Here is a 19275-nt window from a genome sequence, read left to right on the forward strand (position 1 = left end):
TCAACAGGCGCGGGAGTATTGTGTGAGTGAGATTGTTCCGGTGTTGTTGTCCGGAGGGTCGGGCACGCGGCTGTGGCCGCTGTCGCGCGCCGATGTGCCCAAGCAGTTGCAGGCGGTGGCGCATGAGCGCACCATGTTGCAGGCGACGGCGTTGCGCGTCGCCGATGGCGCGGCGCCGATCGTGGTGGCCGGCGACGCCCACCGCTATCTGGTGAGCGAGCAGTTGCTGGGCGTGGGGGTGATGCCGGCGGTGGTGATCCTGGAGCCGGAGGGACGCAACACGGCGCCTGCGATCGCGCTGGCGGCGCAGCATCTGGCGGCGGCGGGACGGGGCGCGGCATTGATGCTGGTGATGCCGTCCGACCATCTGATCACCGACGAGGCGGCGTTCCGGGCGGCGATCGCCACCGCGGCGGCGGCGGCCGCGGACGGCAGCCTGGTGACGTTCGGCATCACGCCGACCGAGGCGGCGACCGGCTATGGCTATATCCGGCCGGTGGAGGCGGCGGGCGCGGTGCGCCGGGTGGCGGCATTCGTGGAGAAGCCCGACGCGGCGACGGCGGAGCAGTATCTGGCGGATGGCTATCTGTGGAACGCCGGCATCTTTTTGTTTTCGGCGGACGCCTATCTGGCGGCGCTGGACGGGGCGGCGCCGGAGATCGCGGCGCATGTGGCGCGGGCGGTGGCGGCGGGTGTGCTCGATGGCCGTTTCCTGCGGCCGGAGGCGGCGGCGTTCGCGGCCTGCCCCAGCATCAGCATCGACTATGCCGTGATGCAGACGGCGCCGCATGTGAAGGTGGTGCCGGTGGACATGGGCTGGTCCGACGTGGGAAGTTGGGACGCGCTGTGGCGGGTGACGGTGCCGGACGCGGAGGGCAATGTGGTGCGCGGGGCGGGGACGCTGATCGGGTGCCGGGACAGCCTGGTGCGGAACGAGAATGGGCCGTTCGTGGCGGCACTGGGGCTGGATGACATGATCGTGGTCTCCACGCCCGACGCGGTGATGATCGCGCCGCGCAACCGCGCCGAGGACATCAAGCTGCTGGTCGATGCCATCCATGCCCAGGGGCTGGACCTGGCGAAGGCGCATGCCGAGGTGCGGCGGCCCTGGGGCAGTTACCGCAGCCTGGGCGCCGGCGAGGGGTGGCAGCTGAAGCATATCGCAGTGAAGCCGGGGGGGCGGCTGAGCCTGCAGAGCCATGCCAAGCGCGCCGAGACCTGGGTGGTGGCGAGCGGGGAGGCGGTGGTGACGGTGGGCGACCGGGTGCTGACGCTGAATGCCGGGCAATCGGTGCACATTCCGCTGGGGGCGAAGCACCGGCTGGAAAATCCGGGCCCGGCACCGCTGGAGCTGATCGAGGTGCAGCAGGGCAGCTACCTGGGCGAGGATGACATCGTCCGGTTCGAGGACATCTATGGCCGGGCGCCGCCGCTGGCGGATGCGGCCGAATGATCCTGGTGACGGGCGGGGCCGGCTATATCGGCTCCCACATCGTTCTGGCGCTGCGGGATGCCGGCCGGGACGTGATGGTGCTGGACAATCTCTCGACCGGTTTCGCCGACGCGGTGCCCGATGGCGTACGGCTGGTGGAGGCCGACCTGCGTGACACGGATCGGGTGATCGAGGCGCTGCGAGGGGTGGAGGCGGTGGTGCATTGCGCCGGTTCGATCGTGGTCAATGAATCGATCGAGAAGCCGCTGGATTATTACGGGAATAATGTGTCGGCCTCGGTCAGCCTGGCGAAGGCGATGGTCGCGGCGGGGTGTCAGCGGTTGCTGTTTTCATCGACGGCGGCGGTTTATGGCCCGGTGGGTGATGCGCCGGTCAGCGAGGACGAGCCGCTGAAGCCGGCCAACCCCTATGCGGCGTCCAAGGCCTTCGTCGAGCGCATCCTGGGGGATGCGGCGGGGCAGGGCCTGTTCGACCTGGGGGTGCTGCGGTATTTCAACGTGGCCGGGGCCGACCCGGCGGGGCGGGCGGGCCAGCGCGCGCCCGGGGCGACGCACCTGTTGAAGGTGGCGATGGCCGCGGGGCTGGGGTTGCGGCCGGCGGTCGAGGTGACGGGGACCGACTATCCGACGCGGGACGGGACGGGCGTGCGCGACTATATCCATGTCAGCGACCTGGCAGCGGCGCATGTGCTGCTGCTCGATGCGCTGGCGGCGGAGCCGGGACGACCGAGGCTCTACAATGTCGGCTATGGCCGGGGGGCTTCGGTGTTCGAAGTGCTGGCAGTGCTGGGCGACGCGCTGGGACAGGCGGTGCCGTGGGTGGCGGCGGCGCGGCGGCCGGGCGACATGGCGAGTGTGGTGGCGGACAATGCGAGGATTTTGAAGGAGTTGGGGTGGGTGCCGCGGCATGCGGCGCTGGCGGAAATTGTGCGGGACGGGTTGGCCTGGGAGCGGCGGATGTTGCAGGGTTGAAATCTTGACGATTTTTCGATTTCTGTTCTTTTTTACTACACCATGTTTTGTTTTGAATCAATGGGTTGCAAGGATGTGTCGCGATCATTTCCGGTGAAATGCCGGTGGTTATGGTGGTGGATTGTTGCAGGGCGGGGTGAGGGTGAAATGTTCGTCGTTTGCCGCGTTGGCCCCTTTGTCCGCTTCGCGGCCACCTCCCCCCCTGCGGAGAGGACGGATGCGCCATGCGGGGGAGAGATCAGCAACTAAACCGATACGGTATCTTTTGTCAAGGATTTTTCCGGGTCGGGGTGGAGGGTCCGGAGCAGGAGGAGGGCAGCGAAGGCGGTGGTGAAGAGGAGGGCGAGGCCGGGGTGGAGGTTGCGGAAGCTGAAGAAGAGCCAGGCACAGAGCGCGATCTGGAGCGAGAGGGGCGCGGCGCCGCCGGGGCGCAGGCGGGCGAGAAGGGTGAGGGCGGCGGTAAAGGTGCCGATGAAGAGGCCGAACCAGAGCGGGCCGGCGGGGCCAAAGGCGAGCGTGAAATCACCGATCAGGCCGGGAAAGACGTTTCCGGCGCCGAGGATGAGGTCGATCTCGGTACGGGCCATGTTGAAGGCGAGGAGGTGATCGGGGATCGCCTTTGAGAAGCCGAGGAAGCTGGGCAGCATGTAGGTGAAGGGGGTGAGGATGAAATCGCGCGCCGATTGCGAGCGGTAGCCCTGCATCTGGTCGTTCACGAACACCAGCTCGCGGAACATGTCGTTGTTCACAAAGAAGAGGTCGAAAAGCGGGTTACTTTCCTCGACCGCAAGCGTGCTGCGGGCGGCAAGCGCGGCGGCGATAGGGATCAGGAGGACGGTGGCAGCGAGCCCGCCGATCACGAGTTGGCGGGTGCGGCCGCCGGGGCGGGGCGGCACGCGGGCACCGCTGGTGGCGGCAAGCACCATGGCGACGACGCCCATCATGATGACGGCGCGCGTGCCGCTGCCGACGAAAGCGATGGCAAGACCGGCGAAGCCAAGGAGTGCAGCGGCGCTGTCCAGCCGGCGGCCGAGGGTGGTGTGGGCGATCAGCATCACGGCCGCATAGAGGGCGAGGATTTCAAGGAGTGCACGCAATGAGTCGGCGGCGCTGGCCGAGAAATTATCGTAGCTGAGTGCTTCGCGCGCGGAGGCGGCGCCGGTGAGCAGTTGCAGCAGGAAAGCGGGGCCTTCTGCTGCGAAGAGCCAGACGATGACGATAGCCATGCCGCTGACGGCGAACAGGCCGACCGGAACTTCGGGGATGGTCAGCGTGTAGGGGCGGGGCGGGTGGTCCGGCACGAGGCGGGCGACGAGGGCGATAGCGGCCAGCGCCGCGAGATGGTGGAACAGTAGGGGCCAGACGGTAAGAGCGGCGATGGTCGGGTCGGGGCGGACCTCCTCCAGCCCCAAATTGCCGCCGACGAGCACGTTGAAGCCGGGCAGCCAGTACCAAAAGAGGAAGGCGAAGCTGACGGCGAGCCATGCGAGGCGGGCGCTGGAGTGGGTGCGGATGAGTGGCCAGCCGAGCCAGGCAACTAGGAGTGCGATGACCGGCGCGACGAAGGGGATCATGACCTGGGTCGCATGAATGTCATCGGGCGAGCATAGCAGGCTCGATCAACCCTGTCGCGTCGCGCGGGTCGCAGTGATCATCGATCCTTGCGGAAGAGAGCGATGGCGTCCCGGTGGTTGAGGCCGACGTCGGGCATGATGACGTTCCAACCGGCGGTTTCGAGGGCGGCGGCGAAATCGTCGATGTCGCGGTGGTAAAAGCGGCCGGGGCGCGGGGTGGTGTCGGTCTTGTCCTGCCGGCCTTCCTTAGTCCACGCCGACAGGAGGCGGCCGACATTGTAGCGCAAAGAGTAGTTGACGCCTGTAAGCGTTGCCGGAACCGCCCGAAGTTTGCCGATATTGTCGAGCGCGGCATTCGATTTGTCGAAATTGGCAAACATGATCACGCCGACCGCGCCCGGCTTGGCGACACGGTACAGGTTTTTCAGATAGTCGTTCTGCAGCACCGGATCGATGTGGCAGAAGGCACCGAAGGAGAAGATGAAGTCGGCCGCCTCGTCTGGAACGACGGAAACCGAGGCGTCCGAAACCTCGAAATAGCTGATTTTCTCGCGGGCGGCTTCACCGACATAGGCCCAGAAATCATTATGCTCGGCGCTGAGTACATCGAGGCAATAAAGGAATTTTGCGCCCAACATGCCGCGGGTCCAGGCACCGCGGCCCGGTCCGATTTCGACGACGACGGTTTCGGGATTAATGTTGGGCAGCACAAGGCCGCGATAGACGGCGTTGTTGACGGAGATGAGACCTAGATCACCATATTCGCGGCAGTTGATCGGGTGCATCGGATCGCCGCCGTAGTAGCCTCCCTTCCAGATCTTGCGGAACAGGTCGATGTCGGGGTGAGTCATGGGCATTCCTGTAGAGGGTGAGCGCTTATGCGCGTTGCGCCAGAGCGTAAATCTGGACGGCGAAAGGGCTTTGGCTGATCAGTCCTTGGATGATCCTGCGGGCATGTTCGGCCGGCGATGGCGGACGGCAGTAGGGCACGACGCCGGCGATATCGAGCACACGCAGACCGTTGCGTTCGAAAATCATGCCGAGCGATTGCGGTGTATGGTAGTAGACATGTTCCCACGGCACCAGACCAGGCGTGCGCCCGCGCAGGGAGGCGAGTCGGACCTTCAGCCGGTTCAGGCCGCGCGCTGGCACGGACACGAAGAACAGCCCACCGGGCGCAAGAGCTTCTCGGACTTCGGCCAGCAGGGCCGAAGGGTCGCGGATATGTTCGAACACATCCCACATGGTGATTGCGTCAAGGGGGGGCACGGGGTGGCCGAGCAGCATTTCATAATCTCTGAAACTGGTGGCGTTGCGGACCTTGTCATGCCGTGTGCGCGCGGCGTCGGCGTGCGCTGCGGAGGCATCGAAGCCGAAGGTTTCGAAGCCCTGTTCACGCGCGACATCGAGGAAACTGCCGACGCCGCAGCCGATATCGAGGAGGTTGCCGCCGCGCACCTGGCGTTCGGCCAGCAGGGCCCGCCACTGTTCGAAGGCGTTCTGCTTGGCCTCGAACTGCGTGTAGCGATGCTGCGCATCGAGATTGTCGGCGGTGAGGCGGACATAATCCGGCGAAACCTGGGGTATGTCGCCGACGGTCTGCTGGCAGCCGCAGTTGGCACATTGCCAGCTTTCGTGGCGGTGCCCGCTGGCGGGATCGGTTTCGGCGAAGGCGAAGGACAGCCGCGTGCTGCCGCAGATTTTGCAGATGTGGGTCATGAAGCGGTTTCCGGCAGGCGGTGGGTCCAGCGGTGGAGGATGAGGGTTTCGGCGGCCCAGGCGGCGGCAAGCGCGAGGGCGAGGGCATAGGCGAAGCCGGCGTGCACCGCGGCGAAGGCGACGGCGGCGAACAGCGCGAAGAAGAGGATGCGCAGACGAAACAGGCGTTTTGCGCCGCCATCGAGCTGGACAAGGAAACGGCCCCAGCGGTTGCCTGCGATCAGGCTGTCGAACAGCATCAGGGCGATGAAAAGGGGAAGCGACTGGACCACGGTGTCGGGCACATAGCGGGCGATCATGGGAATGGCGAGGGCCAACATGATGCCGGCGACGGTGGCCGCGAACAATGCGAGCGCTAGGCCGACGCCGCGGCCCCATGCGCGGCGCCAGGCCGCGCCGCGATTGGCGAGAAGCTGGGCAATCCGGCGATAATGTTCGGCATAATAGGGATCGGTGACCATCACGGTTGCGACGCCGATGCGGCGGGCGAAGAAATAGACGACGAGCATCTGCGGGCCGACGAGGGCACCGACGACGAGCTTGTCGGCGACATCGGTCATCGCGCTGCCGACGTCCCACAGCCAGTTGCGGAGGATGAGGCGGGCACCGGCGACCGTGTTGGCGACGCCCTGCCAGCGGAAGTGGCGGACAGCGAGGGGCAGATAGATGAGGGCGATGCGGATCGCATCGGGCAGGAGGAAGAAGAAGAGGATGAGCTGGGCGCGGCCGGCATTGGCGGGGAGCAGGCCGAGCTGGACGAGGAGCGGCGTGGCGGCGACGAGGATGACGCGCAGCAGGTTGGGGAGAATCAGCCAGACGAGGTAGCGGCCCCAGGATTCAGTCGCGCGGAGCCAGCCCATGCAGGAGGACATGGCGGTGGTGGCGAGCGAGAGATACATGGCCCAGGCCCCGGCGGTGAGGTGGCCGGCACCGGCAAGAGGAGCGAGCGCGGTGACGGCGAGGATGAGGGCGAGGCCCACGAGAAGCCCGGTGAGTTCAAGCGCCACGCCTTCGCCGTAGCGGGTTTCGAGGGCAGGGCGATCGGGCGCGCCTAGGAGATAGACCCAGCTGCCGGGGATCATCAGCATCTGCAGGATGGCGACCGCGGACTGGACGAGGATGATTTCGCCCAGCATGCGGTCGCCGAAGCGGTCGGCCAGCCCCAGGAAGAACAGCACCGACAGGCCGGCGGTGAGACCGGAGGCGATGGTGGGGATGGCGACGGCGAGGGGCGGGGGTTTCACCGGTGGATGCCGACTTTTCCCAGCAGGGTGCGGGCGGTGCGGCCGGCGACGATGTAGGCGGAATGGCGGGTGAGGGTGAGACTGTCGGCGGTCTCGATGGCGGTGGCCATGATTTTGTAGCGGCCGCCGAGGTGGAGGCTGTGGGGGCGTACGGGGGTTCCGTTTTCGGTCGTGAGCCAGAAGCCGTCGGCGGCGAAGCGGAGGCTTTTGCGCCCCAGCGTGGTACGGAAGCGGGTGCCGAGACAGTGCGGCATGAAGAAATTATGGTCGATGTAGCCACCGTTGATGACGCGGTTGCTGTTGACAAAGGCGGTGTTGGTATCGGCCACGAACTGATAGAGCAGCGTCATGTCCGAGATGCTGGCACGGGGGTTGCCGGCGGCGGTCTTTGCGGCGTGGATGCGGGCGAGGCGATCGAAATCGCTGGCGTAGAGGGCGACCATGTAATCGCAGAAGGCGTGGAGCGTGGCACCGGTCCAGATCGAGAAGCCGCCGTTGATGCCGTCTTCGAGCACGTCATCGGTGGAACCGATGCTGCCGACGAGGGCGGTCGTTTCGCGCAATTCGGCGGGGAGCGCTGAGAAGCCGTCCTGGACGACGAGGTCGCTGTCCGCCAGGACGAAGCGGTCGGTAGGGGTGACATTGGCGGCGATCTCGAACCAGCGGCGGAAGCTGGCGAGTTCGAACCGCTCGGCATTGGGGGAGAGGTGCCGGTAATGGCGTTTCAGCTCGGTGAAGCCGGCGGGTTCGGCGGCGGGGTGCAGGATGCGGACGTCGTAGCCGGCGCGGGTGGCGGTGCGGCGGAAGACGCCGACGAAGGGGGCATCGCGATCCTCGCAGCTCCACATGATCATGGGTTGCGTCACCAGTAGGCTCCGCCGGCGGTTTCGAAATTCTGGAAGCCGGGGGGGCGTTCTTCGAGCCCCGGGCGGGTCCAGTGGCTGTTCTGGAGCGCGGCGTAGGCGGGGTTGATGGCCCAGCGGTTGCCCATGATGCCGAAAAGGAGCTGGGTGGAACCGCCCAGCACGATGACGGAGGCGCCGCGCGCCTTGGCACGCGCGCCGACGGGAAGGCCATAGGCGCCGGCGCCGATGATGACGATCTGCGGATCGGTGGCGGCGACCATCGAATCGAGGCGGTCGAGATTGTCGAACCAGCTCTGGCCCTCTGTGTCGGTCTCGCACTGGGTCTGCGGGGCCTGAACGACTTTAAGGTCGGCCTCGCCGAGGGTGGGCTGGGCGAAGAGATGGGCGCGTTTTTCCCATTGCGCCATGATGGTGGTTTTGAACGGGCTGACAATGGTGACGCGGCGGCCTTCCCAGGCGAGCGGCCAGCGGCGGGTGCCGAAGAAAGGGTCGAGGTCGATGATGCGGCAGCGGCGCGCGGTGGGCGGGCAGAGGAGGGCGTCGTGCGGGGTCCAGGCGGCGTAGAGGTCGATCGCCGCGATGGATTGGAGATAGAGCGCGGCGAGGCGGTCGATGCCGGGGTCTGTGGTGGGGAAATAGCCGGCGAGGAGTTTCAGACGCTCGCGGTTGAGAGGTTCATAGGGCGGGGCGCTGCCGGAATCGGCGGCGACGCGGTGGCGGAGGTAGAAGGCGGCGGCGCGGCCCTCGGTCTCGCCGACGCGGGCGATGAGGTTGTTGCCCTCCACCAGGCGGCGGGCAATGTCGATCTGGGTCGCCTCGCCCATGGTATGGGGGAGGGGGATGCCGCGGGCGAGCATGGCGGCGCGGGTGTTGAGGATGGGGCCGACGCGGCGTTTGGCGCGAACGAGAAGGGGGTCTTGGGTGGTCATGAGGCGGTCTTTAGGCTTGCGGTGGCACCCTCGCACAGGGTTTTGACAAGTTCCTGCGTGTGGACGGTGGCGCGCCAGTTGAGTGCAGAGGCAGCGGGATCGGGGTTGCCGCGGCTGCTGCGCAGTTCATTGGGGCGGGCGAGGGTGGGATCGGTGGTGACGTGGGCGCGCCAGTCCAGCCCGAAATGGTCGAAGGCGTAGGCCACGAACGCTTCGAGGGTCATCGAGGTTCCGGTGCAGACGACGTGATCGGCTGGTTCGGGCTGGTCGAGCATGCGGGCCATGGCATCGACATATTCGGGTGCCCAGCCCCAATCGCGGGCGATGGAGAGATCCCCGAGCGAGAGGGTTTCCTTGCTGCCGGCGGCGATGCGGGCGGCGGCGTGGACGATCTTGGCGGTGACGAAGCGCGGTGGGCGGAGGCGCGATTCATGGTTGAAGAGGTGGCCGGTGACGGCGAACAGGCCATAGCTTTCGCGGTAGGAGCGGACGAGCATGGCGGCCGATGCCTTGGCGACGCCATAGGGGGAGAGGGGGCGAAAGGGGGTGTCGGCGGTGGCGGGGACGCCGCCGGTGTCGCCAAAAGATTCGCTGCTGCCGGCGTTGTAGAAGCGGACGGCGGGCGCGGCGGTGCGGATGGCTTCCAAGAGTGTGGCGGTAGCGGTGACGATAGAGGTGAGGGTGGCGATGGGTTCGGCGAAGGACTGGCCAACGGAGGATTGGCCACCGAGGTTGAAGACACGGGCGGGGCCGAGATGATGGAGGAGGGCGGCGACAGCGGTGGGGCTGGTGGGGTCGAGGCCGTGCAGGGGAAGGGTGATGCCAAGCGTGTCCAGGCCGCTGGTGCTGACGGTTTCGGGGGCGCGGCTGGTGCCGTGGACATCGTGACCGCGGGCCTGGAGGAGACGGGCGAGGTAGGCGCCGTCCTGGCCGGTGGCACCGATGATGAGCGAGACGGGTTTCATGCGAGATCACCCCATGCGGCGCGGGTGAGGGCGTAGGTCCGGTCCCAGTTGAAGCGGGCGGCATTGGCGAGGCCGGCGCTGATGACGGCGGCGCGGGTGGCGCTGTCGGCAAGGCTGAGGAGTTGCGTCGCGTAGGCTTCGGCGGACTGCTCGGCGGCATAGAGCGCGGCGGTGCCGCCGACTTCGGGGAAGCTGCTGCGGTTGGCGACGACCGCCGGGCAGCCGCAGGCCTGCGCCTCCAGGATGGGAAGGCCGAAGCCTTCATAGTCCGACGGGTAGAGGAAGGCGAAGGCACCGGCATAGATGTCCCGCAGCTCGGGATCGGTGACGCGGCCGAGGTGGCGGTGGCGGTGGGGCAGCGCGGCGGCGAGGATGGCTTGCTCGTCGGGCGTGAGGTCGGGGCCGACGATGGCGAGGCAAAGGCCGGATCGGGCGACCGCGGCGATGGCGAGGTCGAAGCGCTTGTAGCCGGCGCGCTGGCCGACGAAGACGACATGATCCTGAAGGTCGTTGCGGCGGCCTTCGGGCAGGTAGAAGGCGGTGGTATCGGCGGCGAGGGGCGTGACACGGGCACGGTCAGGCGAAATGGCGGGGCAGGCGGCCAGCAGGTCCTGACGGGTGTTTTCGGAGATGCAGAGGATGATGTCAGCAGCCTGGCAGGCACGGCGTTTCTGGGTGCTGTGAACGGTACGCGCCAGGCCGCTGCGGTAGCGTTCATAGACGAAATCATAGGCGGTAATGACGGATTTGCCGCCGCCGAGGGGCGAGCGATAGTAGGTGGAGTGGCTGACCGGCTGTCGCAGGCGGTGCGGCAGGTAGCGGGACAGGCCGACGGGGAGGCTTTCGCGTGCCTGGGTGACGGCGAGCGCGGCGAGCGCCGCGGCGCGGTTGCTGGAGAGCGCGGCGGGGAGGCCGAGGGTGAGGGCGACGCCATCATCATCGGCGGCACGACGCAGCAGTTCCCACGCATAGGTGGAAATGCCCCCGAGCCGCTGCAGGCCGAAGATGATGCCGTCGAAGCCGACGTTCACGCGGCGCGCGCGCCTTGTTCGTCGCCAGCCAGCAGTGCGTCGAAATAGGCGATGGTGGCTTTCAAACCCTCGGTCAGGTCGACCTTCGGGCTCCAGCCGAGCTCGCGGCCGGCGAGGCCGATGTCCGGCCGGCGCTGCCGCGGGTCGTCGGTCGGCAGCGGGCGGTGTTCGATCCGGGAACGGGAGCCGGTGAGCGCGAGCACCTTTTCGGCGAGTTCGAGCATGGTGAATTCGCCGGGGTTGCCGAGGTTGACCGGACCGATCAAGCCGGCATCGGAGTTCATCAGGCGGACGAAGCCCTCGATGAGGTCGGAAGCGAAGCAGAAGCTGCGCGTTTGCGTGCCATCCCCGAAGATGGTGAGCGGCTGGTTTTGCAGCGCCTGGACGATGAAGTTGGAGACCACGCGGCCGTCGTTGGGGTCCATGCGCGGGCCGTAGGTGTTGAAGATGCGCGCCACCTTGATCTCCAGCGCATGCTGGCGGTGGTAATCGAAGAACAGGGTTTCGGCGCAGCGTTTGCCCTCGTCATAGCAGGCGCGCGGGCCGATGGGATTGACGCGGCCCCAGTAGCTTTCTGGCTGGGGGTGCACCTCGGGGTCGCCATAGACTTCGGAGGTGGAGGCCTGGAAGATGCGGGCGCGGACGCGCTTGGCGAGCCCCAGCATGTTGATGGCGCCGTGGACACTGGTCTTGATGGTCTGCACCGGATTGACCTGATACTGGACCGGGGAGGCCGGGCAGGCGAGATTGTAGATTTCGTCAACCTCCACGAACAGGGGCAGGGTAACATCGTGGCGCATCAGTTCGAAGCGGGGGTGATCGAGCAGATGTTCGATGTTGCGCTTGCGGCCGGTGAAGAAATTGTCGACGCAGAGCACGTCGGCGCCGTCGGCGAGCAGCCGGTCGCACAGGTGGGAGCCGAGGAAGCCGGCGCCGCCGGTAATCAAAACCCGCTTGGCGGCTGCCAACATCGCGGTTACTCCCTGAAAAAAGATGGTGTGTAAAGTCGGGCGCTCTTGCCCGCGACCGGCCGCGAGGTCAACCGACAGGTGATGGTGCGCATGAATGCGATGACGGGAAATGGCTGGATGGTGCGGCTGCGGACGCGGTGGTGGTGGCTGCTGGTGGCGGGTGCGTTGGGGCTGTTGGTGGCGCTGGTGCAACTGAACCTGTCCACCTACGACTATCTGGCGCAATATCGTGTGACGCCCGTGCGGGCGGAGGCGTCGGGCGTGCCGGCGGGCATCTCTTCGATCGCGGCGGTGGCGGGCGTCAATCTGGGGCGGGGGGACGCGGCACGGCCGTTCACGCTATATTTGCAGATGCTGAAGAGCCGCGAGGTGGCGGGCGATCTGGTGAGGAACGAGGCCTTGTTGCGGGGGGCGTTTCCGGCACAGTGGGATGCGGCACGCGGCGTGTGGCGGGAGCCGGCGAGCCGGACGCGCTGGTTGCGGCAGTTGATCCAGGGATTGGCGGGGGCGCCGATCGCCACCTGGCACAAGCCCGGGGCAGCGGAGATGCAGACCTATCTGGAGCGCGAGCTGACGGTGGCGGACGACCAGCGCAACGCCATTGCCCGGGTGAGCCTGGCGGCGCCGGATCCGGCCTTTGCCATGGCGATCCTGAAAGCCGCGCATGAGTCGGCGGACCTGCGGCTGCGGCAGCGGGCGCTGGCGCGGACGAAGACGGCGGTGACCTATCTGACCGAGACCTTGCCGACGGTGACAGTGGCGGAACACCGCGAGGTGCTGGCGCAGGCGCTGGGCGAGCAGGAGCGGGTGCGGATGATGGCGGCGGCATCGGCGGCGTTCGCGGCGGAACCGCTGGGCAGCGTGACGGTATCCGCAAACCCGGTGACGCCGAACCCGTTCGTGAACATCGCGGCGATCGTAGGGCTGTTCCTGGTGCTGGGGGTGGCGGCGGTGTTGAAGGTAAAGTTTCCGTTCAGGTCGGCAATGGTGTAGGCTGAAAGCATGTGGCGCCGTTGTCTTGAGCTGTTGCTGATCGCCGCGCTGTTGCTGGGCGGTGCCCATTCGGCGGCGATGGCGTTGCCGGTGGCCATGGTCGAACCGGTCGCGGCGGCGGTGCCGCCCTGTCATGCGATGGCGGCGGCGGTGGAAGCAAAGGCGCCGCAGAAGCCGACGCCGGAGGCAACCGGCTGTTGCGGCAAGCTGTGCGCCGGCGGGTGCGCGATGCTGGCGGTATCCGCCGTTGCGCCGGCGATCCGGATTCCGGTGGCAATCCTGTTCCAGGCGCCGCGCGTGGAGGCGGTGCGTGCGCCGCCGCAGGTTGCGGTCGCTGGGCCGGAACGACCGCCAAGACGCTTCGTCTGATCGACGCCCGCGCATGGGATGCGCGGGCCGTTATCTCGATCTGACGGAGATTTCCGATGACAAAAGGATGGACCGCGATTGCGGTCATGAGCCTGCTGGGCGGCGCGGTGGATGCGCGCCCGGTGAGCTATCCCGGTGGCTGGACGCTGATCCAGACGCTGGAGCCGGACGAGGCCGCGGGCCTTGTCCATTACACGCCCAACCGGCACTGGTCGGTGGGCGTGCGGGGGCAGCTGATGCGCGAGAGCGACTGGGCGCTGCTGGGGGTGCAGCCGACCTGGCTGGTCAAGCGCTGGAATGGCGAGGGCAGCCAGGCCAACCTCTATCTGTCCGGCGTGGCGGGCGTGGCGTGGCGGACGGAACCGCACCACCAGGCAAAACCCGGCGGGCGTGATGGCGTGCTGCGGCCTGCGGTGGCGGCTGAGATCGCCGCCGACTGGGAGACCCGGCGCTGGCTGGTGATGGCGATGGCGCGGGTGAGCCATGCCGACACCATCGAGCGCGGCGACATGCAGCGGTTGCGGGCCGGGTTCGCGCCGTGGATCGGCGACTATGGCGATGTGCACCTGTGGTTGTTCGGGCAACTGACACGGCAATCGGCGAGTGCCGACCGCTGGCAGCCGGCGCTGGTGGCGCGGGCGTTCTGGAAAACGGCGATGCTGGAGGCGGGCGTGACCGATCGCGGCGGGCTGATCCTGAACTCGACGTTTCGATTCTGATCCGAAAGGGAAAGCAATGAAGAGCATGATGATTTCGCTGGCGCTGCTGATGGTGGTGCCGATGGCCGCGGCTCCGACGGCGGCCGCCGAGGCTGTCGCCGGGGCACAGATGGTGACGCTGAAAGTGAAGGGGCTGGTGTGCGATTTCTGCGCGCGCAGCATCGAGGCGATGATGAAGAAGCGTGCCGATGTGGCGACGGTGCATGTCGATCTGGACAAGGGCGAGGTGCATCTGCGGCTGAAGCCGGGGGCGACGCTGGATGATGCCACGGCGCGTCGGTTGATGCTGGATGCCGGGTTCACGGTGGCGGCGATCGAGCGGGTGCCGGCGTGAGGGTGCTGGGGTGGCGCGATACCCTGGCGCCGACGCTGAGCCTGTTCGCCAGCGGATCGACGCTGGTGTGTTGCGCCTTGCCGGCGCTGCTGGTGAGCCTGGGGCTGGGGGCGAGCCTGGCGGGACTGGTGAGCGCGGCGCCGTGGCTGGTGGAGCTGACGCGGTGGAAGGCATGGCTGTTCGCCGGCAGCGGCGCGCTGCTGGGGCTGGCGGCGCTGATGCAGTGGCGGGCACGGGGCTTGCCCTGCCCGGCGGATGCGGCGGCGGCACGGGCGTGCCTGCGGCTGCGGCGGGTCAGCGCCGCGGTGCTGGCGCTGTCGGCGCTGTTGTGGGCGGTGGGGGCGTTCTTCGCCTTTTTCGCGGCGCGGCTGTTGTTGTAAGGAGGAGGCGGGGCGGCAGGCTGGGATCGATGGCGGGACCGGGCGCCGCGGCCGGTGCCGCGCCCCCTGCGGAGGGCTTTGCCCGTGAGCAGAAAAGATGGTGGGCTCGCCGGGACTCGAACCCGGGACCTACAGATTAAAAGTCCGTTGCTCTACCAACTGAGCTACGAGCCCGCACCGCGAGGGCGGGGCATAAGCGCGGCGCGGGGTTTGTGCAAGCGGGCGTGAAGGGCGCGGATGGTCGCATTGAGGATGGGGTGGCGCCAGCGCGGCGCGATCTCCAGCAGGGGATCGAGGACGAAGGCACGTAGGTGCAGCGCGGGGTGGGGGAGGGTGAGGCGGGAGGTGGCAAGGGTGAGGTTGCCCATGGCCAGGATGTCGATGTCGAGCACGCGGGCGGCCCAGCGGCGGGCGCGACGGCGGCCGAAATGCTGCTCGATGGATTGGGTGAGGGCGAGGAGGGCTTGGGGGGAGCCGGGCCAGTCCACGATGAGTGTGGCGTTGGCGTAGGTGCGGCTGGAGGGGCCGAGCGGGGCGGTGGCGCGGATGCGGGAGGTGGCGCGGACGCGCACGCCGGCGGCAGCGAGGGCGGCGATGGCGGCGCGCAGCACGGTGGGCGGCGGACCGTGGCGCCCGTGCGGGCGGTTGCTGCCGAGCGCGAGCAGGACGGGGGTTGTTGCGGTGGCGTGGCGGGTCCTAGGGAAGGGCATGATTGTTCCTGGCCTGCCGCACGATCCGGCGTTCGATTGTCCGCGTTGCCCGCGGCTGGTGGCGTATCGCGCCGTGATGGCGTCGCGCTATCCGGGCGGGCATAACGGCGCGGTGCCGAGCTGGGGTGATCCGGCGGCCTGGCTGGCGATCGTGGGGCTGGCGCCGGGCGCGGGGGGCGCGAACCGGACGGGGCGGCCGTTCACCGGGGACATGGCGGGCGACCTGCTGTTCGCGGGGCTGGCGGCGGCGGGTCTGACCGAAGGGGTGAATGGTGGGCATGCGGGCGACGGCTTTGCGCTGAAGGGGGCGATCATCACCAACGCGGTGCATTGCGTGCCGCCGGAGAACAAGCCCAGCGTGGCGGAAATCCATGCCTGCCGGCCGTTTCTGGAGGCCAATCTGCGCGCCTTGCCGGGGCTGCGGGTGGTGCTGGCGCTGGGGCAAATCGCGCATCAATCGGCGGTGAAGGCGCTGGGCGGGCGGTTGCCGAAGGCGCGGTTCGCGCATGGCGCGGTGCACCGGATGCCAAGTGGGGTGGTGCTGGTGGATAGCTATCATCCGAGCCGGTATAACCAGAATACCGGGCGGATCACGGCGGCGATGTTCGCAGAGGCGGTGGCGACGTGTGTTCAGGCGGGCAGGCCAAACCGGGCATAGGTGAAGCGCAGCAGCCGGGTGCTGGGGAAGGCGGGGATGGCCACGATTGTGTCGCCTTCGTGGCGGAAGCTCCAGCTTTCGGCGATGCTGGGCGGGCCGATGAAGACCGCGGGGTCGAGGATGGGGAGCGTGATGCCGCCGGGGTGGCGGGCCGATGGGGCGCGGAGGGCGGCGGTGGCGATGCTGCGGGCCTGGGCGGCGAAGGCCTGGGTGGGGGCGTAGTCGTCGGGGTGGGTCCAGCGTTCCTTGTCGAACGGGGGCAGGGTGAGATCGAGCAGGCGGTCGGTGCGGATGGGCACGTTGAAGAGGCTGTGGTCCACCGCGCCGGTGGGGGGTGTGGCGCCGGGGGCGCGGGCGAAGAAGCGCAGGCGGTGGTAGGCGCTTTCCCAGATCGGCGTGACGGCGTTGTCCGCGGCGTAGAAGATGCCCGGTTTTTCATGCGCGGCGCGGAAGCGGGAGGCGCTGGCGTGACCGTAGCGGAAGGGGGAAGCGAGCAGCCAGGGGAGGTGTTGCGCGGCAGCGGGCAGGTGGGGCTTGGCGGATTCGAGGAGGGTTTCGAGGCGGGCCTGATCGGCGCCGCTGTCGGTCAGGCGGTTGGTGGAGATGCGGTGCTGCCCCTCCACCAGGCGCCAGGCGAGGCCGGCATAGGGGCGGAAATCGGCGGGGGTGGGCGGATTCACACCCGCGCGCGGTGGTCGTCGACATAGTCGGCGACGCGGATCAGGCCGGTGATGCTGGGGAGGAGATCGAGCGGGCGGGCGCCGAGATCGAGGTTGGGGGTGGCGAGCCAGGCGCGGGCGGCGGCATCGTCGCTGCCCATGAAGGCGTCGAGGCTGCGGAACAGGCGGGTGAGGAGGAGGGCGAGCTCGAAGGGTTTTTCGCCGGGCTTGACGGTATAGGCGCCAGCACGGAGGCGGGAGACGCTGGCGGGCGAGAGGCCGAGGATGGCACCGAGCTGGGCGTTGGTGAGATGCCAGAAGGCGGCGACGCGGGCGACGGCACGGCTGATGAGGGCGTCATCGGCCGAGCGGGGGCGGCTGTGGATGAAGGGGGTGGGGGCTTCGGCGACAGAAAAAGGCATGGTTGACGTTCCTTGGAACACCAATGTGGGGGAATGTGCTGAGGAATGCAACGGATTTCAGTGGTTGTGGTGGTCGGCTCTCAATGTCAGCAGCATCGCCATCAAGAAGCTTGCGGATTGCAGCAAATCCTTGCCCGAGTCATTGCCGGTCAACAGGCGGGCGACGAACAGGGCCGCCCATACCAGCGCAGCGGTGAAAAGAAGATAATCCGACACGGAGCGACCGATATCGTTCCAATCGATCGGTCGGGGTGGTGACCGGGTGTAGAATCCTGCCCACCTTTCGGAATCGGTGAGCCATCGAAAGAACAGCAGGCATCCACAGACAATCGCTGTGATCGAAAGTGGATTTTCGAACTGGCCGAAGGATGCGCCGAAGAACATCGCGGCAGCGGCCGCGATGATACAGAGCCATAGCAGCGTGAGGGAGGGCCAACGCAGATACGCCATGCCCGCGATCCTGCGCTGTCAGCGATCCTCTGACAAGCGGCCGTAGAGGTTCGGTCTTCGGTCGCGGAAGAAGCCGAAGGCGGCGCGGTGGCGGGCGATCTGGTCGAGGTTGAAGGTGGCGGTGATGACGCCTTCTTGGGCGGTGCCGAGTTCGGCGGCCATGTCGCCGCGGTGGTCGGCGATGAAGCTGTTGCCGTAGAAATGGGCTTCGCGCGGGGTGCCGGCGTTTTCGGTGCCGGTCCTGTTGGCGGCGATGACGGGGACGACATTGGAGACGGCATGGCCGACCATGGCGCGGACCCACAATCTGCGCGTGTCGAGCTCGGGGTCATGCGGTTCGTTGCCGATGGCGGTGGGGAAGAACAGCAGTTCGGCGCCCATCAGCATCATGGCACGGGCGGTTTCGGGATACCATTGGTCCCAGCAGATGCCGACGCCGATGGTGGCGTGGCGGGTTTCCCAGACCTTGAAGCCGCTGTTGCCGGGGCGGAAATAGAATTTTTCCATGTAGCCCGGCCCATCGGGGATGTGGCTTTTGCGGTAGGTGCCCATAACGGCGCCCTGGTCGTCGATCATGGCGATGCTGTTGTAATAATGGTGGCCGTCGCGCTCGTAAAAACTGGCGGGGATGTAGACCTGTTCGGTACGGGCGACCTCGCGCATCGCCTCGACCGCGGGGTGGGTGGCGAGCGGCGCGGCGGTGGCAAAGATGGCCTCGTCCTGCGCGGTGCAGAAATAATGGCCTTCGAACAGTTCGGAGGGAAGGATGATCTGCGCGCCCTCAGCGGCGGCCTGGCGGGCGAGGGCGGCGGTGGCGGCGATGTCGGCGTCGCGCTCCCCACTGTAGGCGCGCTGCAGGGCGGCGACGGTCACGGTTTTGCTCATGCGGGCACCTGTTGGGTGATGCAGTGGAAGCTGCCGCCACCAGTCAGGATATGGTTGGCGCGGTGGCCGGTGACGCTGTGGTTCGGGAACAGCGCGGCGATCGCGGCGACGGCGGCCTGATCGTTGGGCGCGCCATAGGTGGGCACGACGACTGCGCGGTTGGCGATGACGAAGTTCATGTAGCTGGCAGGGAGCGCTTCGCCGTCGACCTCCAGCTGTCCGACGGAGGGGATGTCCACCACGGTCACGCCGAAATCATGCGCCCGCGCCCGGGCGTCCGCGATGACGTCGGCATTGGGGTCGTCGGCGGTGGCGACCGGCAGGGCAAGGGTGTTCGGGGCGACGAAGCGGGCGAGATTGTCGACATGGCCGTCGGTATGGTCGTTGAGGAGACCATCGCCGAGCCAGAGGATGCGGGTGAAGCCGAGGGTTTCGGCAAGCGTGGCTTCGATGTCGGCGCGGGTCATGGCGGGGTTGCGGTTGGGGTTGAGCAGGCATTGTTCGGTGGTGACGCAAAGCCCGGTGCCGTCGCCGTCGATGGCGCCGCCTTCGAGCACCATGGGATGGCGGGTGAGCGGCACGCCGGCGGCGAGCGCGATCCCCTCGGCGAGGCTGTTGTCGAACGGCAGGTTATATTTGCCGCCCCAGCCGTTGAAGGTGAAGGCGAGCGCGTCGCTGGCGGTGCGGAAGAGGGGTGCGGTGTCGCGCAGCCAGATGTCGCCGAAGGGGATTTTGTGGACGCTGGCGGCGCCGCCCAGCGAATCGCGGGCGCAGGCGAGTGCCTCGTCATGCGCGCAGACGATGTGGAGCGCGACATGGGGCGCCAGCGCCTTTGCCATGCGCGCCACTTCGAGGCGGGCAGGGGTGAGGTCGTCGCGCCAGAGGTCGGCATCGGAGGGCCAGGCGGTCCAGAGCGCGCGCTGCGGCGCCCATTCGGCGGGAAAGATCATGGGCGCGGACTTAGCGGGGTTTT

General features: G+C 67.7%; 23 protein-coding genes and 1 tRNA gene. 8 read left to right on the forward strand and 16 right to left on the reverse strand.

Annotation, left to right across the window (positions count from 1 at the left end):
* Positions 1–22 precede the first annotated feature (22 nt).
* Together H3309_RS05385 and galE are read left to right on the forward strand one after the other, a co-directional pair.
* Complete coding sequence (locus H3309_RS05385) at positions 23–1453, forward strand: mannose-1-phosphate guanylyltransferase/mannose-6-phosphate isomerase (RefSeq protein ID WP_182297728.1); 1431 nt, start codon at positions 23–25, stop codon at positions 1451–1453.
* Positions 1450–2424 carry a UDP-glucose 4-epimerase GalE gene (gene galE / locus H3309_RS05390; RefSeq protein WP_182297729.1) on the forward strand — a complete coding sequence of 325 codons (975 nt, stop codon included), beginning with the start codon at positions 1450–1452 and terminating at the stop codon, positions 2422–2424. The genes H3309_RS05385 and galE overlap by 4 nt, the downstream gene beginning before the upstream one ends.
* Positions 2425–2669: 245 nt before the next feature.
* On the opposite strand, the gene H3309_RS05395 is transcribed toward galE, so the two are convergent.
* The 9 genes from H3309_RS05395 to H3309_RS05435 form a co-directional block, all read right to left on the reverse strand.
* Complete coding sequence (locus H3309_RS05395; protein ID WP_182297730.1) at positions 2670–3998, reverse strand: hypothetical protein; 1329 nt, start codon at positions 3996–3998, stop codon at positions 2670–2672.
* Between the two features lie 77 nt (positions 3999–4075).
* On the reverse strand, positions 4076–4849 hold the full coding sequence (locus H3309_RS05400; protein WP_182297731.1) for a class I SAM-dependent methyltransferase: 774 nt from the start codon (positions 4847–4849) through the stop codon (positions 4076–4078).
* Between the two features lie 25 nt (positions 4850–4874).
* Positions 4875–5717 carry a class I SAM-dependent methyltransferase gene (locus H3309_RS05405; RefSeq protein WP_182297732.1) on the reverse strand — a complete coding sequence of 281 codons (843 nt, stop codon included), beginning with the start codon at positions 5715–5717 and terminating at the stop codon, positions 4875–4877.
* A complete protein-coding gene (locus tag H3309_RS05410; protein WP_182297733.1) occupies positions 5714–6961 on the reverse strand; it encodes a hypothetical protein in 1248 nt (415 codons plus the stop codon). Before H3309_RS05410 ends, H3309_RS05405 begins: the two co-directional genes overlap by 4 nt.
* The gene (locus tag H3309_RS05415) at positions 6958–7827 is read right to left on the reverse strand and encodes a hypothetical protein (protein WP_182297734.1); all 870 of its coding nucleotides are present in this window, start codon (positions 7825–7827) and stop codon (positions 6958–6960) included. The genes H3309_RS05410 and H3309_RS05415 overlap by 4 nt, the downstream gene beginning before the upstream one ends.
* Positions 7824–8756, reverse strand: coding sequence for a hypothetical protein (locus tag H3309_RS05420; protein ID WP_182297735.1), 933 nt, complete (start codon positions 8754–8756; stop codon positions 7824–7826). The genes H3309_RS05415 and H3309_RS05420 overlap by 4 nt, the downstream gene beginning before the upstream one ends.
* Complete coding sequence (locus H3309_RS05425; RefSeq protein WP_182297736.1) at positions 8753–9721, reverse strand: GDP-mannose 4,6-dehydratase; 969 nt, start codon at positions 9719–9721, stop codon at positions 8753–8755. Before H3309_RS05425 ends, H3309_RS05420 begins: the two co-directional genes overlap by 4 nt.
* Complete coding sequence (locus H3309_RS05430; RefSeq protein ID WP_182297737.1) at positions 9718–10752, reverse strand: glycosyltransferase family 4 protein; 1035 nt, start codon at positions 10750–10752, stop codon at positions 9718–9720. Before H3309_RS05430 ends, H3309_RS05425 begins: the two co-directional genes overlap by 4 nt.
* Entirely contained in the window at positions 10749–11723 is a 975-nt protein-coding gene (locus H3309_RS05435; protein ID WP_182297738.1) for a UDP-glucuronic acid decarboxylase family protein, read from the reverse strand. The genes H3309_RS05430 and H3309_RS05435 overlap by 4 nt, the downstream gene beginning before the upstream one ends.
* Positions 11724–11804: 81 nt before the next feature.
* Between H3309_RS05435 and H3309_RS05440 the strand changes: the two genes are divergently transcribed.
* Genes H3309_RS05440 through H3309_RS05460 form a run of 5 tightly spaced genes read left to right on the forward strand, consistent with a single transcriptional unit; the run spans position 11805 to position 14518 of the window.
* A complete protein-coding gene (locus H3309_RS05440; RefSeq protein ID WP_182297739.1) occupies positions 11805–12716 on the forward strand; it encodes a hypothetical protein in 912 nt (303 codons plus the stop codon).
* Between the two features lie 9 nt (positions 12717–12725).
* The gene (locus H3309_RS05445) at positions 12726–13085 is read left to right on the forward strand and encodes a hypothetical protein (RefSeq protein ID WP_182297740.1); all 360 of its coding nucleotides are present in this window, start codon (positions 12726–12728) and stop codon (positions 13083–13085) included.
* 56 nt (positions 13086–13141) lie between these two features.
* Positions 13142–13804: a hypothetical protein gene (locus H3309_RS05450; RefSeq protein WP_182297741.1), complete on the forward strand. Its 663-nt coding sequence runs from the start codon at positions 13142–13144 to the stop codon at positions 13802–13804.
* Between the two features lie 16 nt (positions 13805–13820).
* Entirely contained in the window at positions 13821–14138 is a 318-nt protein-coding gene (locus H3309_RS05455) for a heavy-metal-associated domain-containing protein (RefSeq protein ID WP_182297742.1), read from the forward strand.
* Entirely contained in the window at positions 14135–14518 is a 384-nt protein-coding gene (locus tag H3309_RS05460; RefSeq protein WP_182297743.1) for a hypothetical protein, read from the forward strand. The genes H3309_RS05455 and H3309_RS05460 overlap by 4 nt, the downstream gene beginning before the upstream one ends.
* Before the next feature lie 98 nt (positions 14519–14616).
* Here H3309_RS05460 and H3309_RS05465 read toward each other — a convergent pair.
* Positions 14617–14692, reverse strand: a tRNA-Lys gene (locus H3309_RS05465).
* Positions 14683–15228 (reverse strand): 2-amino-4-hydroxy-6-hydroxymethyldihydropteridine diphosphokinase, encoded by a 546-nt coding sequence (folK, locus tag H3309_RS05470; RefSeq protein ID WP_182297744.1) that lies wholly within the window; start codon positions 15226–15228, stop codon positions 14683–14685. The genes H3309_RS05465 and folK overlap by 10 nt, the downstream gene beginning before the upstream one ends.
* On the opposite strand from folK, the gene H3309_RS05475 reads away from it, so the two are divergent.
* Positions 15227–15886 carry a uracil-DNA glycosylase gene (locus tag H3309_RS05475; RefSeq protein WP_182297745.1) on the forward strand — a complete coding sequence of 220 codons (660 nt, stop codon included), beginning with the start codon at positions 15227–15229 and terminating at the stop codon, positions 15884–15886. The genes folK and H3309_RS05475 overlap by 2 nt on opposite strands.
* Here H3309_RS05475 and H3309_RS05480 read toward each other — a convergent pair.
* Genes H3309_RS05480 through H3309_RS05500 form a run of 5 tightly spaced genes read right to left on the reverse strand, consistent with a single transcriptional unit; the run spans position 15859 to position 19252 of the window.
* Positions 15859–16566, reverse strand: a complete 708-nt coding sequence (locus H3309_RS05480; protein ID WP_182297746.1) for an RES family NAD+ phosphorylase — start codon at positions 16564–16566, stop codon at positions 15859–15861. The genes H3309_RS05475 and H3309_RS05480 overlap by 28 nt on opposite strands.
* Positions 16563–16967 (reverse strand): antitoxin Xre/MbcA/ParS toxin-binding domain-containing protein, encoded by a 405-nt coding sequence (locus H3309_RS05485; RefSeq protein ID WP_182297747.1) that lies wholly within the window; start codon positions 16965–16967, stop codon positions 16563–16565. The genes H3309_RS05480 and H3309_RS05485 overlap by 4 nt, the downstream gene beginning before the upstream one ends.
* 57 nt (positions 16968–17024) lie before the next feature.
* Positions 17025–17417, reverse strand: coding sequence for a hypothetical protein (locus H3309_RS05490; RefSeq protein ID WP_182297748.1), 393 nt, complete (start codon positions 17415–17417; stop codon positions 17025–17027).
* Between the two features lie 18 nt (positions 17418–17435).
* Positions 17436–18302, reverse strand: a complete 867-nt coding sequence (gene aguB / locus H3309_RS05495; protein WP_182297749.1) for an N-carbamoylputrescine amidase — start codon at positions 18300–18302, stop codon at positions 17436–17438.
* The gene (locus H3309_RS05500) at positions 18299–19252 is read right to left on the reverse strand and encodes an agmatine deiminase family protein (protein ID WP_182297750.1); all 954 of its coding nucleotides are present in this window, start codon (positions 19250–19252) and stop codon (positions 18299–18301) included. Before H3309_RS05500 ends, aguB begins: the two co-directional genes overlap by 4 nt.
* Between the last annotated feature and the right edge of the window lie 23 nt (positions 19253–19275).

It is taken from the genome of Sandaracinobacteroides saxicola (assembly GCF_014117445.1).
Classification (GTDB): Bacteria; Pseudomonadota; Alphaproteobacteria; order Sphingomonadales; family Sphingomonadaceae; genus Sandaracinobacteroides_A; species Sandaracinobacteroides_A saxicola.

Excerpts from the sequence above, each read along its gene's own strand:
- H3309_RS05450 (WP_182297741.1), top strand. The coding sequence starts at position 13,142 with ATGACAAAAGGATGGACCGCGATTGCGGTCATGAGCCTGCTGGGCGGC.
- H3309_RS05400 (WP_182297731.1), bottom strand. The coding sequence starts at position 4,849 with ATGACTCACCCCGACATCGACCTGTTCCGCAAGATCTGGAAGGGAGGC.
- H3309_RS05490 (WP_182297748.1), bottom strand. The coding sequence starts at position 17,417 with ATGGCGTATCTGCGTTGGCCCTCCCTCACGCTGCTATGGCTCTGTATC.
- H3309_RS05405 (WP_182297732.1), bottom strand. The coding sequence starts at position 5,717 with ATGACCCACATCTGCAAAATCTGCGGCAGCACGCGGCTGTCCTTCGCC.
- H3309_RS05435 (WP_182297738.1), bottom strand. The coding sequence starts at position 11,723 with ATGTTGGCAGCCGCCAAGCGGGTTTTGATTACCGGCGGCGCCGGCTTC.
- H3309_RS05425 (WP_182297736.1), bottom strand. The coding sequence starts at position 9,721 with ATGAAACCCGTCTCGCTCATCATCGGTGCCACCGGCCAGGACGGCGCC.
- galE (WP_182297729.1), top strand. The coding sequence starts at position 1,450 with ATGATCCTGGTGACGGGCGGGGCCGGCTATATCGGCTCCCACATCGTT.
- folK (WP_182297744.1), bottom strand. The coding sequence starts at position 15,228 with ATGCCCTTCCCTAGGACCCGCCACGCCACCGCAACAACCCCCGTCCTG.
- H3309_RS05485 (WP_182297747.1), bottom strand. The coding sequence starts at position 16,967 with ATGCCTTTTTCTGTCGCCGAAGCCCCCACCCCCTTCATCCACAGCCGC.
- H3309_RS05395 (WP_182297730.1), bottom strand. The coding sequence starts at position 3,998 with ATGATCCCCTTCGTCGCGCCGGTCATCGCACTCCTAGTTGCCTGGCTC.
- H3309_RS05500 (WP_182297750.1), bottom strand. The coding sequence starts at position 19,252 with ATGATCTTTCCCGCCGAATGGGCGCCGCAGCGCGCGCTCTGGACCGCC.
- H3309_RS05455 (WP_182297742.1), top strand. The coding sequence starts at position 13,821 with ATGAAGAGCATGATGATTTCGCTGGCGCTGCTGATGGTGGTGCCGATG.
- H3309_RS05475 (WP_182297745.1), top strand. The coding sequence starts at position 15,227 with ATGATTGTTCCTGGCCTGCCGCACGATCCGGCGTTCGATTGTCCGCGT.
- H3309_RS05440 (WP_182297739.1), top strand. The coding sequence starts at position 11,805 with ATGGTGCGCATGAATGCGATGACGGGAAATGGCTGGATGGTGCGGCTG.
- H3309_RS05420 (WP_182297735.1), bottom strand. The coding sequence starts at position 8,756 with ATGACCACCCAAGACCCCCTTCTCGTTCGCGCCAAACGCCGCGTCGGC.
- aguB (WP_182297749.1), bottom strand. The coding sequence starts at position 18,302 with ATGAGCAAAACCGTGACCGTCGCCGCCCTGCAGCGCGCCTACAGTGGG.
- H3309_RS05445 (WP_182297740.1), top strand. The coding sequence starts at position 12,726 with ATGTGGCGCCGTTGTCTTGAGCTGTTGCTGATCGCCGCGCTGTTGCTG.